We start from the raw sequence: 14,292 nt of genomic DNA, 5'->3' as shown, positions 1-14,292 counted from the left end.
GTCTGGCACCGTGAGAGCAATCCGCAGGTTCACCGTCCGCACCGTCCTTCCACCGGAGCTGGCCTCCCTTGGCGAGCTCGTGCACAATCTGCGCTGGTCCTGGCACCCCGAAACGCTGGACCTTTTCGCCGAGGTGGACCCGGTCGTCTGGGAGCGGGTCGGCCATGATCCGGTCGCCCTTCTCGGGGCCGTTGAGCCGGGCCGCCTCCGTGAACTGGCCGCCGACCGCCGCTTCCTGCGGCGGCTCGCGGACGCGGCGGACGACCTCCGCGAATACATGACCGCGCCGCGCTGGTACCAGACGATCCCCGACGCCCCCCGCGCCGTCGCCTACTTCTCCCCCGAGTACGGCATCGCCGCCGCGCTGCCGCAGTACTCCGGCGGCCTGGGCATCCTCGCCGGCGACCACCTCAAGGCCGCCAGCGACCTCGGTGTGCCGATCCTGGCCGTCGGCCTGCTGTACCACCACGGCTACTTCAGTCAGTCGCTCTCCCCGGAGGGCTGGCAGCTGGAGCACTATCCGTCCCTCGACCCCGGCGGGCTCCCGCTGACCCTCCTGAAGGAGGAGGACGGCACGCCGGTCCGGATCGCGATCAGCCTGCCCGAGGGGCGCACCCTGCACGCCCAGGTCTGGGTGGCCCAGGTGGGCCGGGTCCCGCTGCTGCTGCTCGACTCCGACGTGGCCGAGAACGACCCCGCGGCCCGCGACGTCACCGACCGCCTGTACGGCGGCGGCACCGACCACCGCCTGATGCAGGAGCTGCTGCTCGGCGTGGGCGGGGTCCGTGCCCTGCGGGCCTACGCCCGCGTCACCGGCCACGCCGAGCCCGAGGTCTTCCACACCAACGAGGGCCACGCCGGCTTCCTGGGCCTGGAGCGCATCCGCGAGCTCACCGAGGCCAGGCTCTCCTTCGACGAGGCCCTGGAGGTGGTCCGCGCCGGGACGGTCTTCACCACCCACACCCCGGTCCCCGCCGGGATCGACCGCTTCCCCAGCGAGATGATCGCCCGCCAGTTCGGCGGGGACAACGCCTGGCCCACGGTTCCGGTGGACCGCATCCTGGAGCTCGGGGCCGAGGAGGAGCACGGCAGGTTCAACATGGCCGCGATGGGCATGCGGCTGGCCCAGCGGGTCAACGGCGTCTCCGAGCTGCACGGCGCGGTCAGCCGGGAGATGTTCCGGTGGCTCTGGCCCGGCTTCGACCTGGACGAGATCCCGATCGGGTCGATCACCAACGGTGTGCACGCGCCCACCTGGGTGGGCCGCGAGATCATGGAGCTGGCGGGACGGGAGCTGCCCACCCTGGTCGAGCGGGCCCAGGGCTGGGAGGGGGTCAACAAGATCGCCGACGCGGACGTCTGGGGGATACGCGGACGGCTGCGGGCCCGCCTGGTCGAGGCGGCGAGGGAGCGGCTGCGCCGGTCCTGGCTCGCCAGGGGCGCGTCGCGGGCCGAGCTCGGCTGGATCGACGACGCCCTCGACCCGGACGTGCTGACCATCGGCTTCGCCCGCCGGGTGCCGTCCTACAAGCGGCTCACCCTGATGCTGAGCGACCCCGATCGGCTCCGCCGGCTGCTGCTCGACCCGGACAAGCCGGTCCAGATCGTGATCGCGGGCAAGGCGCACCCGGCCGACGAGGGCGGCAAGAAGCTCATTCAGCAGATCGTGAAGTTCACCGACAGGGAGGACGTGCGGCACCGCGTCGTCTTCCTGCCCGACTACGACATGGCCCTGGGCCAGTTGCTCGTCCAGGGCTGTGACGTGTGGATGAACAACCCGCTCCGCCCGCTGGAGGCGTGCGGCACGTCCGGGATGAAGGCCGCGCTGAACGGCGGGCTCAACCTGTCCATCCGTGACGGCTGGTGGGACGAGTGGTACGACGGCACCAACGGCTGGGCCATCCCCACCGCGGACGGTGTCGCCGACCCCGACCGCCGCGACGAGCTGGAGGCGAACGCGCTCTACGACCTGATCGACCACGAGGTGGCCGACCGGTTCTACGACCGCGCCTCCGACGGCCTGCCACTGCGCTGGCTGGAGATGGTCCGGCACACCCTGACCTCCCTCGGTCCCAAGGTCCTCGCGGGCCGGATGCTCCGCGACTACGTGATCGCTCTCTACGCCCCGGCGGCCTCCTCGGCCCGCGCGCTGTCGGCGGACGACCACGATCCGGCCCGGAGCTTCGCCGCCTGGAAGCTGCGGGTCCGTCAGGCGTGGCCGGGGGTGCGGGTCGAGCATGTGGAGGCCGCCAACCTGGGCGACACCCCCGAGGTCGGCGCGTCCCTGGAGCTGCGGGCGACCACGGCCCTGGGTGACCTGGGGCCCTCGGACGTCCGGGTCCAGGCCGCCTACGGCCTGGTCGGACCGCATGACGAGCTGGTCGGTCCGGCCTACGCCGACCTGACCGTGGAGTCGGAGGCGGACGACGGCCGGGCGGTCTTCACCGGTACGGTCCCGCTGGACCGCACCGGTTCCTTCGGCTACACCGTCCGGGTCGTGCCCGACCACCCGCTGGTGGCCTCGCCCTCCGAGCTTGGGCTGATCGCGGTTCCGGAGGAGCCCGTGGGCATGACCAACGGCACCCTGCGCTGACAGCCGACGCTCGGTGGTGCGTTGCGACCGCTTCTCCGCCGCGAGACGGGGGGCGATCGTGTGGAATCCGCGCCCGGCGAGAACCGGGGCGATTCCGGTGTAAAGATTTCTCGTCGCGAGGGCCTTTTTGAGAGCACGGGGCCGGCGATCACGCCGGCCGTCTCTCGGCTGGAAGGCGATCTCACGATGAGCGATCCGATTCTCCTCGCCCTGGTGGCGGGTGCGGTCAGGCTGGCGCTGCTGATGATTATGAGCCGGGTGCGCCCGTCCGGTGGGGCCGGGGCGCGCGGCGGGGTCACGGTGGTCCGGGTGCGAGCGGGAACGGGGCCCGTGGTCATTGACTACAGGGCCGGCGAGGGGACGCTGGTCGTATACCTCCAGAAGTCCTCGGGGTCAGGCCTCCGGCGGAAGGACGAACGGTGACCGAGCAGAACGTCGCGCGACCTGACGGAACGGGAACCACCGCGCCGTGGGAGACACCGTGGGAAACCGGGGACACGGGACATGGCGGGGACACGGGACATACGCGGGACGCGGGCGGCAGGGGAGCGCGGGGGGAGACGGGGGAGGACGCCGCGAGGTCGGGCCCGGCCGCCTTCGGGGAGTTCTACCAGCTGACCTCCGCCCGCATGCTGACCAGGGCGACCATGATCTGCGGAGGCAGGCAGGACGCCGAGGACATCGTGGCGGACGCCTACCTGGAGGCGTTCAGGCACTGGGACCGCATCGGCCGCTACGACCGGCGGGCTGCCGAGAAGTGGGTGCACACCACGATGCAGCGGCGGTGGTGGAAGGTCGCGGGGCGGCGGAGGAGGCGGGAGGCCGGGGAGCTCCAGGTGCCGGTGAGGCCGCACTCGTCCCCGGAGCAGACGGCCGAGGTCACCATGGTCCTCGCCGCGCTCCCCGCGCTGGCCGAGCGCGAACGGATCGTGATCCTGGCCCACTGCGTGTACGGCCTGCCGCAGAAGGAGATCGCCGCGGCGCTCGGCGTCAAGAGCGCGCTGGTGGCCGTCTACCTCTTCCAGGCGCGTCGCAAGCTGGAGAGGCTGATGGGACTGACCCGGCCGCCCCGGCGCTCCGAAGAGCGGCTCACGTTCCCGGGCGGGCTCCTCGCCGACCCGCTCGCCGTGGTCCTGCGCGACGTCTCGGCCTGGCTCGGGGAGGCGTTCGAGGCCGAAGGGGCCGCGCTGGAGCGGGTTCACCGCGTGATCGAGTCCGCGCTGCCCGCCCCCGGCGGGCGGGAGCCGAGATGATCCTGCTGCGCGCGCTCCTGGCGCTCGGGCTGCTCATCGGCCTCTACCTGCTCTGTTTCACGCTCGTGGCCGTCGACCTCGGTTTCGTCGTCCTCCTGGTGCGGGACTCGATCGCGCTGGGCAAGCCGCTCCCCGGCTCCGTGATGATGACGCTGTTCACCACGGTTCCCGCGCTCTGGGTCATGCGCGGTCTGTTCGTCCTCGGCGGTTCGGCCGGACCCGACCCGCACTCTCTGCGGGTGTCCGGTAGCGAGGCGCCGGCCCTGTGGGCGTCGGTGCGGGAGCTCGCGGAGGAGGTCGGCACCCGGCCCCCGGCGGAGATACGTCTCATCGGGGAGGTGAACGCCAAGGTGACCGAGGAGACGTCGTTCCTCGGTCTCTTCGGCGGGACGCGGCGTCTCTACGTCGGACTGCCGCTGCTGGCCGGGCTGTCGGCCGACGAGTTGCGCGTGGTGCTCTGCCATGAGCTGGGGCACTACGCGCACGCGCACACCCGGCTCGGCGCCATCACCTACCGGGGGCAGCTGTCGGTGCGGGAGACCCTCGACCGGCTCGAACTCCTGCGCAAGCCCGCCGTCGGCGCGCGCGGTCCCGCCCGTTCGGGCGGTCCGGTCTCCTGGATGTGGTGGCCGTTCCTCGGCTACGCCGCCGTGTACTTCCGGCTCTGCTACGCCGTCAACCGCAGGCAGGAACTTCAGGCCGACGCGGTGGCGGCCAGGGTGGTCGGGGCCGAGATCGCCGCCGAGGCGCTCTGGCGGTCCCTCCGTGTCCTGCCCGTGGCCTGGGGCGAGTTCCGGACCCGCTGTCTCGACCCGATGCGCGCGAGGGGATGCGTCCCGGACGATCCCTTCGCCGCGTTCGCCGCAATGCTGGCCGATCCCGGCTATCGGGCCCGGCTGGAGGAGCTGAGGCGGCTTCCGCCCCCGGAGCGCACCAGGAAGTACGACTCCCATCCCAGCCTGGCCCGGCGCCTGCGGGCGCTCGGCAGGCTCGACGGGCCGGTGGGGGAGCGCGATCCGGTCCCCGCGGCCGGGCGCTTCCCCTACCGGGGGCCGACCCCGCAGGCCGTACGGCGCTGCGTGTTTCCCACGGGGTCCGCCGGCTCGGCCGCGCTGCCGTGGCGCGAATGGCTGGATCTGACGGCCGAGACCCTGGCCACCGAGCCGGTGAGACAGCTGGTGCGGGCCGCCCACCGGCTCGGCGACCCCTCCAGGCCCGCCCTGGCCGTGGTTCTGGACCTGCTGGGAAGTGGCGCGGGCCGGCGTCTGGCGGAGCACCTCCCCGATCCCCTCGCGGCGGACGACGACCCCCCATCGGACGGCCCCTCGGACGGGCGGACGGGCGGGGACGCGGCGCGGCGGCGGCTGGAGACCGCGCTGTTCGCGCTGGTCGGCCAGGCCCTGGTCACCCGGGGCCGCGCCCGCTGGGAGATGTCCTGGGGAGGTCCGGACCGGCTCGTCTGGACCGAGGCGGGGGCGTCGGCCGCGGGGAACGTCACCGTCGCCGAGTTCCGCGAGCTGGTGGGCGCGGCGGCGGCCGGCGGCCTCGCCGAGGTCGAACGGCTCCGCCTGCATCTGCACGCGCTCGGCGTCGACGCCGGGGCCTGGCTCAGCCAGGACGCCGAGGGGAGTCCGCAGAGCGGGGCACCCGTCGAGACGATGACCGTCTCGCCCACCGAGGACGTGGCCACCCGTGAGGAGAACAGGCGGAAACTCCGGGTCGCCGTCGTCGGGGGGGCGTTCGCGATCGGGCTGTTCCTGCTGACGGCGCTGCCGCTGCCCTTCGACCGGGATCCCGTCCCGCTCCCCGGCGTCCGCGTCGACTTCCGGCCGGGCACCGTACCGTCCACGACCCTGCCCCTGACGGTGCCGACCACGGTGCCGGGGAGGCTGTGGCCGAGCGTCGCCCCCTATCCGTCGATCAGCCCCTTTCCCTACGATCCCGGCCTGCTGAACCCCCTCGTCTCCGACCCGCCGACCGATGGGCGGGAGTCCGGCCGGCTCAAGCGTCTCCTGGACGGACGGAGGTTCGGAGGACGGCTGCTGACCCCTAAGGACTTCAAGCGCGTCCTGCCCAGAAAACGACGGTGAGCGGGACCGGTGCCGATCGGCGGCCCGGGAGGGTGCCGGGCCTCTGATCAGGCAAAACAGGCTAATGGTCGGTGGAGATCCCGTTCTTTTCCGGCCCCGGTGGGGAATGGTTATAAAAGCCGACATTTCCGGACTCCGGGGAGAACATTGGACGCCTGGACCTTCGAAGGCCAGCCCGGCGCGCTGGGGGACACCACGGTGACCCTGGTCGAGGGTGGCTCCTTCTGTGTGTCCGCGCGCGGCGGAGACATCCTGCAGGGCGGCGCGCAGGGCGTCTACCACGCCGACACGCGGCTGCTGTCGCGCTGGGAGCTCCGGGTGGACGACGTGGCGGTGGAGCCGCTCAGGGTGCTCGCGGGCGAGCCGTACCACGCGACGTTCATCGGCAGGGCGGCGCCGAGGCCGGGGCGGGCCGAGAGCAGCCTGCTGGTGGTCAGGGACCGGTACGTCGGCGGCGGCCTCCGCGAGGACCTGACCCTGCGCAACCTGTCGGACGAGCCGGCCGGATGCGTGGTCGACGTCCACATCGGCTCCGACATGGCCGACCTGTTCGAGGTGAAGGTCGGCCGGATCCGGCACGTGACCGACGTGGAGATGACGGCCGACCGGTCGGGTTTGCTGATCTTCTCGGCCAGCCGGTCGCGCGGGAGCCGGGTGGTGGCCGAGCCCGCGCCGTTCGCCGTGCCCGGCGTGCTCATCTTCCGGATCGTCGTCCCCGCGCGCGGGGAGTGGACGGTGAGCCTCCAGGTCAACCCGATCCTGGAGGGGGAGGAGTCACCCGCCTGGTTCTCCACCCACCACCCGGTGGAGCACGCCGAGCCCGCCAGGCGCCGCGCCGACTGGGACCGCCTCAGCACCTCGGTCACCACCTCCAACCGCATTCTCGGCCAGGTGCTGCACCGCTCCAGGGAGGACCTCGGCGCGCTGCGGCTGTTCGAGCCCGACCGGCCGGAGGAGCCGCCGACGGTCGCCGCGGGCGCGCCCTGGTTCATGACCCTGTTCGGCCGCGACTCGCTGCTGACGTCGTGGATGGCGCTCCCGCTGGACCAGTCCCTCGCGCTGGGCACCCTGCGCCGCCTGGCCAGGCTGCAGGGCAAGGTGGACGACCCGCTCACCGAGGAGGAGCCCGGCAAGGTCCTGCACGAGCTCCGCTTCGGCGTGCAGACCGGGGCCTCGCCGCACGGCGGCAACGCCTACTACGGCTCGGTGGACTCCACCCCGCTGTTCGTGATGCTCCTGGGCGAGTTGCGCCGGTGGGGGATGTACGGGGACGCGGTCGACGAGCTCATGCCGTACGCCGAGGACGCCCTCGCCTGGATCACCAGGTCCGCCGACCCGTTTCTGTCCTACCGCCGCAAGACCGACCACGGCCTGATCAACCAGGGGTGGAAGGACTCCTTCGACGGCGTCAGCTTCGCGGACGGCACCCTGGCCCGCCCGCCCATCGCGCTGGCCGAGGTCCAGGGGTACGTCTACGCCGCCTACATCGCGCGCGCCCACTTCGCCCACCAGGCCGGTGACGGCGCCCTGGAGGAGCAGTGGAACGCCCGCGCCACGCGGATCAGGGAGGCGTTCAACGAACGGTTCTGGCTGCCGGACCGGGGATACTACGCCGTCGGCCTCGACGGGTCCGGGTGTCCCATCGACAGCCTCGCCTCCAACATGGGCCACTGCCTGTGGACGGGCATCGTGGACGAGGACCGGGCCGCCTCGGTCGCCGCGCACCTGATGTCACCGGAGATGTTCACCGGGTACGGTGTGCGCACCCTGGCCGCCGGCATGGGCGCCTACAACCCCATGAGCTACCACAACGGTTCCATCTGGCCGCATGACAACGCCCTGGTCGCCGCAGGTCTGATGCGGTACGGCTTCGCGGACGAGGCCAAGCGGATCGCCTTCGGCCTGCTGGACGCGGCCGAGGTCTTCGGCTGGCGGCTGCCCGAGCTGTTCTGCGGCTTCGACCGGGCCGAGTTCGCCTGGCCGGTGCCCTACCCCACCTCCTGCTCGCCGCAGGCCTGGGCGGCCGCGACCCCCATCCACCTGGTCCGTACCCTGCTCCGCCTGGACCCCTGGGTGCCCTACGGCCGGGTCTGGCTCGACCCGGTCGGCCTGGAGGACATGCGGATCACCGGACTGCCCCTCGACGGCTCCCGCGTCACGATCGAGGTCGGCGACTCCGGCGTCTCCGTCGCCGGGCTGCCCGAGGGAGTCACCCTGATCAACGAACCCCGTCGCCCCACCGCGGCCGCCCTGCGCCACGTCCCCTGACAGCCTGTCCAGCCGATTCGGATTATCCGCGGGCCGCACGAGCGTAGGTGAGGTTGACATGACTGCCACGACAGGTGTTTCCGGCCGGAGCGACGCGATGCGCATCGTGATGATCGCTCCCCCCTGGTACAACGTGCCGCCCCTGGGTTACGGAGGCATCGAGTCGATGCTGGCCGAGCTGGTCGCCGGGCTCTCCCGGCGCGGGCACGACATCACCCTGATCGGGGCCGGCAAGGCGGGGACGTCCGCCCGTTTCCTGCCCACCTACGACCTGGCGCCCTCCGAGCGGATCGGCGAGTCGCTGCCCGAGGTGCTGCACGCGGCCAAGGCGTACGGCATGGCCGCCGGCCTCGACGCCGACATCGTTCACGACCACTCGCTGGCCGGGCCGCTGACCGCGTCCGCGCGGCCGGTGCCCACGGTGATCACCTGCCACGGCGAGGTGAAGGGCGAGCTCGGCGAGTACTACCGGCTGCTCGGCACCACCGTGTCGATGGTCGGCATCTCCGAGGCCCAGCGGCGGATCGCCCCCGGCCTGAACTGGGCCGGTGTCATCCACAACGCGATCGAGACCGCGTCGTTCCCCTTCCGGGAGGACAAGGAGGACTGGGTGCTCTGGCTCGGACGCCTCAGCAGGGACAAGGGCGCGCACCTGGCCATCGACGTCGCCCGCGCGGCCGGACGCCGCATCCTGCTGGCGGGCAAGCTCATCGAGCCGGGGGAGCACGACTACTTCGAGCAGCAGGTCAGGCCGAGGCTCGGCCCCGACGCCGAGTATCTCGGGGAGGCCGACGCCGGCCGTAAACGCGAGCTGCTGGCGGCGGCCCGCTGCCTGCTCTTCCCGATTCTCTGGGAGGAGCCGTTCGGCATGGTCATGATCGAGTCCATGGCCTGCGGCACCCCCGTGGTCGCCCTGGGGCGGGGCGCCGTGCCCGAGGTGATCGTGGACGGGGTCACCGGGCTCGTCCGGAGCCGGGCCTGGGAACTGCCCGAGGCGGTCGAGGCGGCCGGCGCGCTCGACCCGCACGCCTGCCGGGCGCACGTCGCGCGGCACTTCGACGTCGAGGTGATGACCGAGAGGTACGAGCGTGTCTACCGCCGGATCATCGCCGCCCTCGCCGAGCCCGCCGGAGGAGCCAGGGATCTGGCACTGCCCGTCACCTGAGAGGACACAGGACCTGGTGGCGCCCACCGGGGAGGATCCCTCTATGTTGGTGTGGCGATGTTGGTGTGACCGATGTCCGCGTGATGACGGCGCGGGGGGGCCGGCGGGTGTCGGCGTGACGGTGTTTCCGGCGGAGGGGACGACCATGGGTGAGTTTGCACGGGTGGAGAAGGCCGACGGGGTCGCGACGATCAGACTCGACCGGCCGAGGATGAACGCGCTCAACCGGCGGGTCCTGGAGGAGATCGCGGCCTGTGCCCGCCAGGTGGACGCCGACCCCGAGGTATTCGCCGTGGTCCTCTACGGCGGGGAGCGGGTCTTCGCGGCGGGCGCCGACGTCAAGGAGATGGCGGACATCCCCTACGCCGACATGTCCGTCCACTCCCAGCTGCTACAGGACTGCATGATCGCCGTCGCGAAGATCGGCAAGCCGGTCGTCGCGGCCGTCACCGGCTACGCCCTGGGCGGTGGCTGCGAGCTGGCCCTGTGCGCCGACATCCGGATCGCGGGCGAGTCGGCCAAGCTCGGCCAGCCCGAGGTCCTGCTCGGCATCATGCCCGGCGCGGGAGGCACCCAGCGGCTGTCCCGGCTGATCGGTCCCGCCAGGGCCAAGGACCTCATCTTCACCGGCCGCCACGTCTCGGCCGCCGAGGCGCTGCGGATCGGCCTGGTGGACCGCGTCGTCCCCGACGCCGACGTCCAGACCGAGGCCCTCGCCTACGCCGCCGCGTTCGTCGGCGGGCCGGCCCTGGCCCTGCGGGCCGCCAAGCAGGCCGTCGACCGGGGCCTGGAGACGGATCTGGACACCGGCCTGGAGATCGAGCGCCTGCAGTTCCTGGCCCTGTTCGCCACCGAGGACGCCCGGATCGGCACGCGCGCCTTCGCCGAGAAGACACAGGCGAAGTTCACCGGCCGCTGACCGGCAGATGCAAAAGATGATAAAGGCCGTAAAGGGGAAGTCTGGAAGACCGTCCTGGTAGATCGTGCTTTGCCGGTATCGTGCCGCACTATGGTGCGGTTGTGGAAGCGCGCGCTGGTGCCCGCCCGGCTCCAGCGCGCGGTGCGTGGATGGTTCGACTCCCGATACATCTCCCGGGCCGACCATCGACAGGACATCAAGGACGCGCTCTGGGAGGTCCAGACGCTCGGCAGGGAGGTCACCGCGCTGCGCGCCGAGGTCGACCGGCTCCGGGCGCAGGTGGCCAAGGCGGAGCCCGACCAGGCCAGAGTGAGGCGCTGGGACGACGCCCACCGGCTGGCCGGGGAGACCGCCGCGGCGATGGAGCACGTGCTCCAGAACGAGGTGCTGCTCTGGCAGGCCGTGGACCGCCGGTCAGGAGACGGGCCCTCGGTGAACGCCTCCCGCGCGAGCGCCTTCTCCACGTTCTCCGCGGACGGTTCCTCCGCGAGCTCCCCCCTCGTGAGCGGCCCCCCGGCGGACGCGCCCGCCGGGCGGACGCCCTCCACGGGCCTGGAGCGCCCCTGCCGGAGCGCCGGATGAGGGTGAGCTGGGCGGCGGACGGCGGTGTCCGGCACCTGACCTTCCGGCTGGACCCCGAGGACACCATCACCGGACTCTGCGCCGACGGTCAGCCCCTGAAACTGGCCACCAACTCCTGCCGGGTCGAGTTGCCGCGCGAGCCGTACGACATCCACCCCGACCTGTCGGCCCTGGCCGCGTGGACGGTCGTCGCGCCGTGGACCCGGCGCGCGGTCGCCTTCGACCGGCCGATCTCGCCGGAACTCGCCCTGGCGATCGGGGAGGGCTGGGGGGTCGAGGCCGGGCCGGTCGGCGGCTCGCCGCGTTCCGGCGGCAGGCTGGCGATCTCCTACAGCGGCGGCGCGGACTCGGCGGCCGTGGCCGCGATGCTGCCCGACGCGCCGTTCCTGCACTTCCAGCGGGTCTCCCACCCGCGCGTGCCCAACCGCTGGACCCACTACCGCGCCGACGTCCTGGCCACCCTGGCCGAGCGGACCGGGCGTGAGCTCACCGTCGTCCGCTCCGACCTGGAGTTCACCCTCGCCGAGCCCCGCCCCGGTTATCCCGAGCACCACGCGGTGGCCGCAGGGGCGCTGCTGCTGGCCGACGAGCTCGACCTCGGCGGTCTCGCCTTCGGCTACGAGCTGGGCTCGCGCTGGCTGGGCGGAGATCGCTACCTGCTCAAATACACTCCCGACAACCCGATGTGGGCGCCGCACGGCGCGTGGGGCCGGGCCTTCGCCGCCGCGGGCCTGCACATCGTGCTGCCGGTCGGCGGGGTCAGCGAGGCCGTCACCATGCGGCTGGCCCTCGGCTCCGAGCTGCGCCCGCAGGTCCGCTGGTGCCTGCGCGGGGTCAACGGCCCCTGCGGCACCTGCGGCAAGTGCCTGTACAAGGAGCTCATCCAGGCGGCCGTCGAACGCCGCCCGCTCCGCACCACGATCGGCCCGGCCCGCCCGGTCGCCCGCAAGTGGCAGGAGCCCCCGCCGTACGGCGGGCAGGAGATGATCGAGTACGGCTGCGCCCGGGTGCCCGGCGTCGAGGACACGGTCTTCGGCAGGGCCGCGAGGTTCCTCGGCGCGACCGAGGCGTCCACCGCCTGGCTGGACCGCTGCTATCCACCCGCGATCGAGGAGATCCCCGAGCCGTGGCGGAAGCAGGTCCACGACTTCATGGCCGACGAGATCGGCTTCATGAGCGCCCACGAGGCACGCCGTGTCGAGACCTGGGGGCTGGGATGACCGGCGACCCGGCCGCCGCCGGCGGCGGACGCGGCTGACGCGCGATGAGCGAGTCCAGCGGCATGACGCGGCGGGCGCTGCTGGTCGGCGTGGGCGCGGCCGGCGGCGCCGGAGCCATGTTCGCCGCGATGGGGGCGCTGGGCCTGGCCCCCGAGTCCCAGGAGAGGGCGTTCGTCCCACCGCGGCCCTCCGACTTCTCCCTCAGCGGCAGGGCCGCGGCGAAGGTGCTGGTGCTCGGCGCCGGGATCGCCGGGCTGACCTGCGCCTACGAGCTGGGCAAGGCGGGATACGACTGCACGGTCCTGGAGGCCGCCGACCGGGTGGGCGGCCGGAGTCTCACGCTGCGCGGCGGGGACCGGCTGACCGAGATGGGCGGAGAGACCCAGACGGCCGCCTTCCAGGAGGGCACCTACTTCAACGCGGGGCCCGGCAGGATCGCGCCGTGGATGGTCGCCATGGACTACTGCCGCGAGCTGGGCGTGCCCATCGAGACGTTCGTCAACGGCAACGCCTCGGCGTACGTCTACACGCGGGGCATGACCGCCCCGGTCCGGGCGCGCACCGCCCGCGCCGACCTGTACGGCTACGTCGCCGAGCTGCTGGCCAAGGCGGCCGGGACGGGCGCGCTCGACCGCAGGCTCACCAAGGACGACGGGGAACGGCTGGCGGAGTTCCTGCGCCGCTTCGGCGACCTCGGCCCCGACCTGGCCTACCGGGGCTCCACCCGCCGCGGCTTCGAGACCTTCCCGGGGGTCGGCGACGGCGTCCCGCTCGCCGCGCCGTCCTCGCTGAGCGACGTGCTCGCCGCCGGTACGGGCCGGGCGATCACCATGGACTTCGGCTATGACCAGGCCATGCCCATGTTCCAGCCGGTGGGCGGGATGGACGCGATCGTGACCGCGCTGGTCCGGGAGGTCGGCCGCGACCGGATCAGGACGGGCACCCGGGTCACCGGCCTGAGGAGCCTGGCCGACGGCGTCGAGGTGACCCACCCCGGCGGCACGCTCCGCGCCGACTACTGCGTCGCCACCCTCCCGCCCCACCTGCTCGCCCGTCTCCCGCACAACCTGGGCACCCCGGTCACCGCCGCGCTCCGCACCCCCGTCCCGGTCGCCGCGGGCAAGATCGGCCTGGAGTACGGCAGGCGGTGGTGGGAGACCGACGACCGGATCTACGGCGGGATCACCGAGACCGACCTGGACATCACCCACATCTGGTACCCCTCCCACGGCTACCACTCCGGGAGCGGTCTGATCGTCGGCTACTACAACACCGAGGAGAACGCCGAGCTGTACGGCGGGCTCTCCCCCCGCGACCGCCGCGCCCGCGCGCTCACCCAGGGCAGGAAGATCCACGGCGAGAAGTACCGGGCCGAGCTGCGCTCCAGCCTCTCGATCGCCTGGCAGCGGCAGCCGCATCTGGAGGGCGGCTGGGTCCACTGGCCCTCCTACGACGGCGGTTTCGCCCTGCTGCAACGCCCGGCGGGGCGGGTCTACTTCGCCGGTGACTGGCTCACCCACCTGGTGGCCTGGCAGGCCGGGGCGATGGAGTCGGCCAGAAAGGCCGTAACCGGACTTCACAGCCGGGTCCTGAAGACGCCGTCCTGAACGTCCCCCCGGATCCGGCCGTACAGTCTCAGGAACGGACGGCCGAAGGGAGACGGGGATGGCGATCGGGACGCTCGGCTGGGTGAGGGCCGCGGAGCGGCTGGACCTGCTGGCCGAGCCGGTGGCGCGGGCCGTCGCCGGGCTCGACGGGGTCCAGGTCGCCGAGATCGACCCCGGGCTGTCGGACACGGCGGCGTTCTGCGAGCGGTACGGCGTGGCCGCGGACGAGGCGGCCAACTGTGTGATCGTGGCGGCCAGGCGGGCCGGAGAGATCCGGTACGCCGCCTGCGTGGTGCTCGCCACGACGAGGGCCGACGTCAACGGTGTGGTCCGGCGGCACCTGGACGCGCGGAAGATCTCGTTCGCGCCGCAGGAGGACGCGGTCGAGCTGACCGGGATGGAGTACGGCGGGATCACCCCGCTGGGACTGCCTGAGGAGTGGCCGGTGCTCGTGGACGAGGCCGTGGCGGCCCATCCGGGGGTCGTGGTCGGCAGTGGCGTCCGCCGTTCCAAACTGGCGCTTCCCGGAGCCGTACTGTGCGGTCTGAAGGCCGCACAGGTGATTCGCCTGGCGAACTGACGCCGAAAAGAGATT

At 72.6% G+C, this 14,292-nt stretch carries 11 protein-coding genes; all 11 read left to right on the top strand.

What is annotated here, in order from left to right; all coding sequences use genetic code 11:
* The first annotated feature begins 10 nt into the window (after nt 1-10).
* The 11 genes from glgP (at nt 11) to ACWEF2_RS08550 (ending at nt 14,277) form a co-directional block, all read left to right on the top strand.
* Nucleotides 11-2,593, top strand: a complete 2,583-nt coding sequence (gene glgP, locus ACWEF2_RS08600) for an alpha-glucan family phosphorylase (protein ID WP_453813197.1) — start codon at nt 11-13, stop codon at nt 2,591-2,593.
* Nucleotides 2,594-2,779: 186 nt separating this feature from the next.
* Nucleotides 2,780-3,016, top strand: a complete 237-nt coding sequence (locus tag ACWEF2_RS08595) for a hypothetical protein (protein WP_453813195.1) — start codon at nt 2,780-2,782, stop codon at nt 3,014-3,016.
* Nucleotides 3,013-3,846 carry an RNA polymerase sigma factor gene (locus tag ACWEF2_RS08590; protein ID WP_453813193.1) on the top strand — a complete coding sequence of 278 codons (834 nt, stop codon included), beginning with the start codon at nt 3,013-3,015 and terminating at the stop codon, nt 3,844-3,846. The genes ACWEF2_RS08595 and ACWEF2_RS08590 overlap by 4 nt, the downstream gene beginning before the upstream one ends.
* Nucleotides 3,843-5,936, top strand: a complete 2,094-nt coding sequence (locus ACWEF2_RS08585) for a M48 family metallopeptidase (RefSeq protein ID WP_453813191.1) — start codon at nt 3,843-3,845, stop codon at nt 5,934-5,936. Before ACWEF2_RS08590 ends, ACWEF2_RS08585 begins: the two co-directional genes overlap by 4 nt.
* 147 nt (nt 5,937-6,083) lie before the next feature.
* Entirely contained in the window at nt 6,084-8,204 is a 2,121-nt protein-coding gene (locus ACWEF2_RS08580) for an amylo-alpha-1,6-glucosidase (protein ID WP_453813190.1), read from the top strand.
* Between the two features lie 58 nt (nt 8,205-8,262).
* Nucleotides 8,263-9,369, top strand: a complete 1,107-nt coding sequence (locus ACWEF2_RS08575) for a glycosyltransferase family 4 protein (protein ID WP_453813188.1) — start codon at nt 8,263-8,265, stop codon at nt 9,367-9,369.
* A gap of 145 nt (nt 9,370-9,514) precedes the next feature.
* Nucleotides 9,515-10,288, top strand: coding sequence for an enoyl-CoA hydratase/isomerase family protein (locus ACWEF2_RS08570; protein ID WP_453813186.1), 774 nt, complete (start codon nt 9,515-9,517; stop codon nt 10,286-10,288).
* A gap of 90 nt (nt 10,289-10,378) precedes the next feature.
* Complete coding sequence (locus ACWEF2_RS08565) at nt 10,379-10,870, top strand: hypothetical protein (protein ID WP_453813184.1); 492 nt, start codon at nt 10,379-10,381, stop codon at nt 10,868-10,870.
* Nucleotides 10,867-12,090, top strand: a complete 1,224-nt coding sequence (locus tag ACWEF2_RS08560) for a DUF6395 domain-containing protein (protein WP_453813182.1) — start codon at nt 10,867-10,869, stop codon at nt 12,088-12,090. Before ACWEF2_RS08565 ends, ACWEF2_RS08560 begins: the two co-directional genes overlap by 4 nt.
* 44 nt (nt 12,091-12,134) lie before the next feature.
* The gene (locus ACWEF2_RS08555) at nt 12,135-13,697 is read left to right on the top strand and encodes a flavin monoamine oxidase family protein (protein ID WP_453813180.1); all 1,563 of its coding nucleotides are present in this window, start codon (nt 12,135-12,137) and stop codon (nt 13,695-13,697) included.
* 58 nt (nt 13,698-13,755) lie between these two features.
* Nucleotides 13,756-14,277 carry a YbaK/EbsC family protein gene (locus ACWEF2_RS08550; RefSeq protein ID WP_453813178.1) on the top strand — a complete coding sequence of 174 codons (522 nt, stop codon included), beginning with the start codon at nt 13,756-13,758 and terminating at the stop codon, nt 14,275-14,277.
* Nucleotides 14,278-14,292 lie beyond the last annotated feature (15 nt).

This window comes from Streptosporangium sp. NPDC004631 (genome assembly GCF_053601935.1).
Note: the sequence above shows the minus strand (reverse complement) of the source record. Positions and strands in the feature narration are given on the sequence as shown.

What these genes read in the sequence shown, in the direction of transcription:
- ACWEF2_RS08595 (WP_453813195.1), top strand. Translation starts at nt 2,780, where the DNA reads ATGAGCGATCCGATTCTCCTCGCCCTGGTGGCGGGTGCGGTCAGGCTG.
- ACWEF2_RS08585 (WP_453813191.1), top strand. Translation starts at nt 3,843, where the DNA reads ATGATCCTGCTGCGCGCGCTCCTGGCGCTCGGGCTGCTCATCGGCCTC.
- ACWEF2_RS08575 (WP_453813188.1), top strand. Translation starts at nt 8,263, where the DNA reads ATGACTGCCACGACAGGTGTTTCCGGCCGGAGCGACGCGATGCGCATC.
- ACWEF2_RS08570 (WP_453813186.1), top strand. Translation starts at nt 9,515, where the DNA reads ATGGGTGAGTTTGCACGGGTGGAGAAGGCCGACGGGGTCGCGACGATC.
- ACWEF2_RS08565 (WP_453813184.1), top strand. Translation starts at nt 10,379, where the DNA reads ATGGTGCGGTTGTGGAAGCGCGCGCTGGTGCCCGCCCGGCTCCAGCGC.
- ACWEF2_RS08560 (WP_453813182.1), top strand. Translation starts at nt 10,867, where the DNA reads ATGAGGGTGAGCTGGGCGGCGGACGGCGGTGTCCGGCACCTGACCTTC.
- ACWEF2_RS08555 (WP_453813180.1), top strand. Translation starts at nt 12,135, where the DNA reads ATGAGCGAGTCCAGCGGCATGACGCGGCGGGCGCTGCTGGTCGGCGTG.
- ACWEF2_RS08550 (WP_453813178.1), top strand. Translation starts at nt 13,756, where the DNA reads ATGGCGATCGGGACGCTCGGCTGGGTGAGGGCCGCGGAGCGGCTGGAC.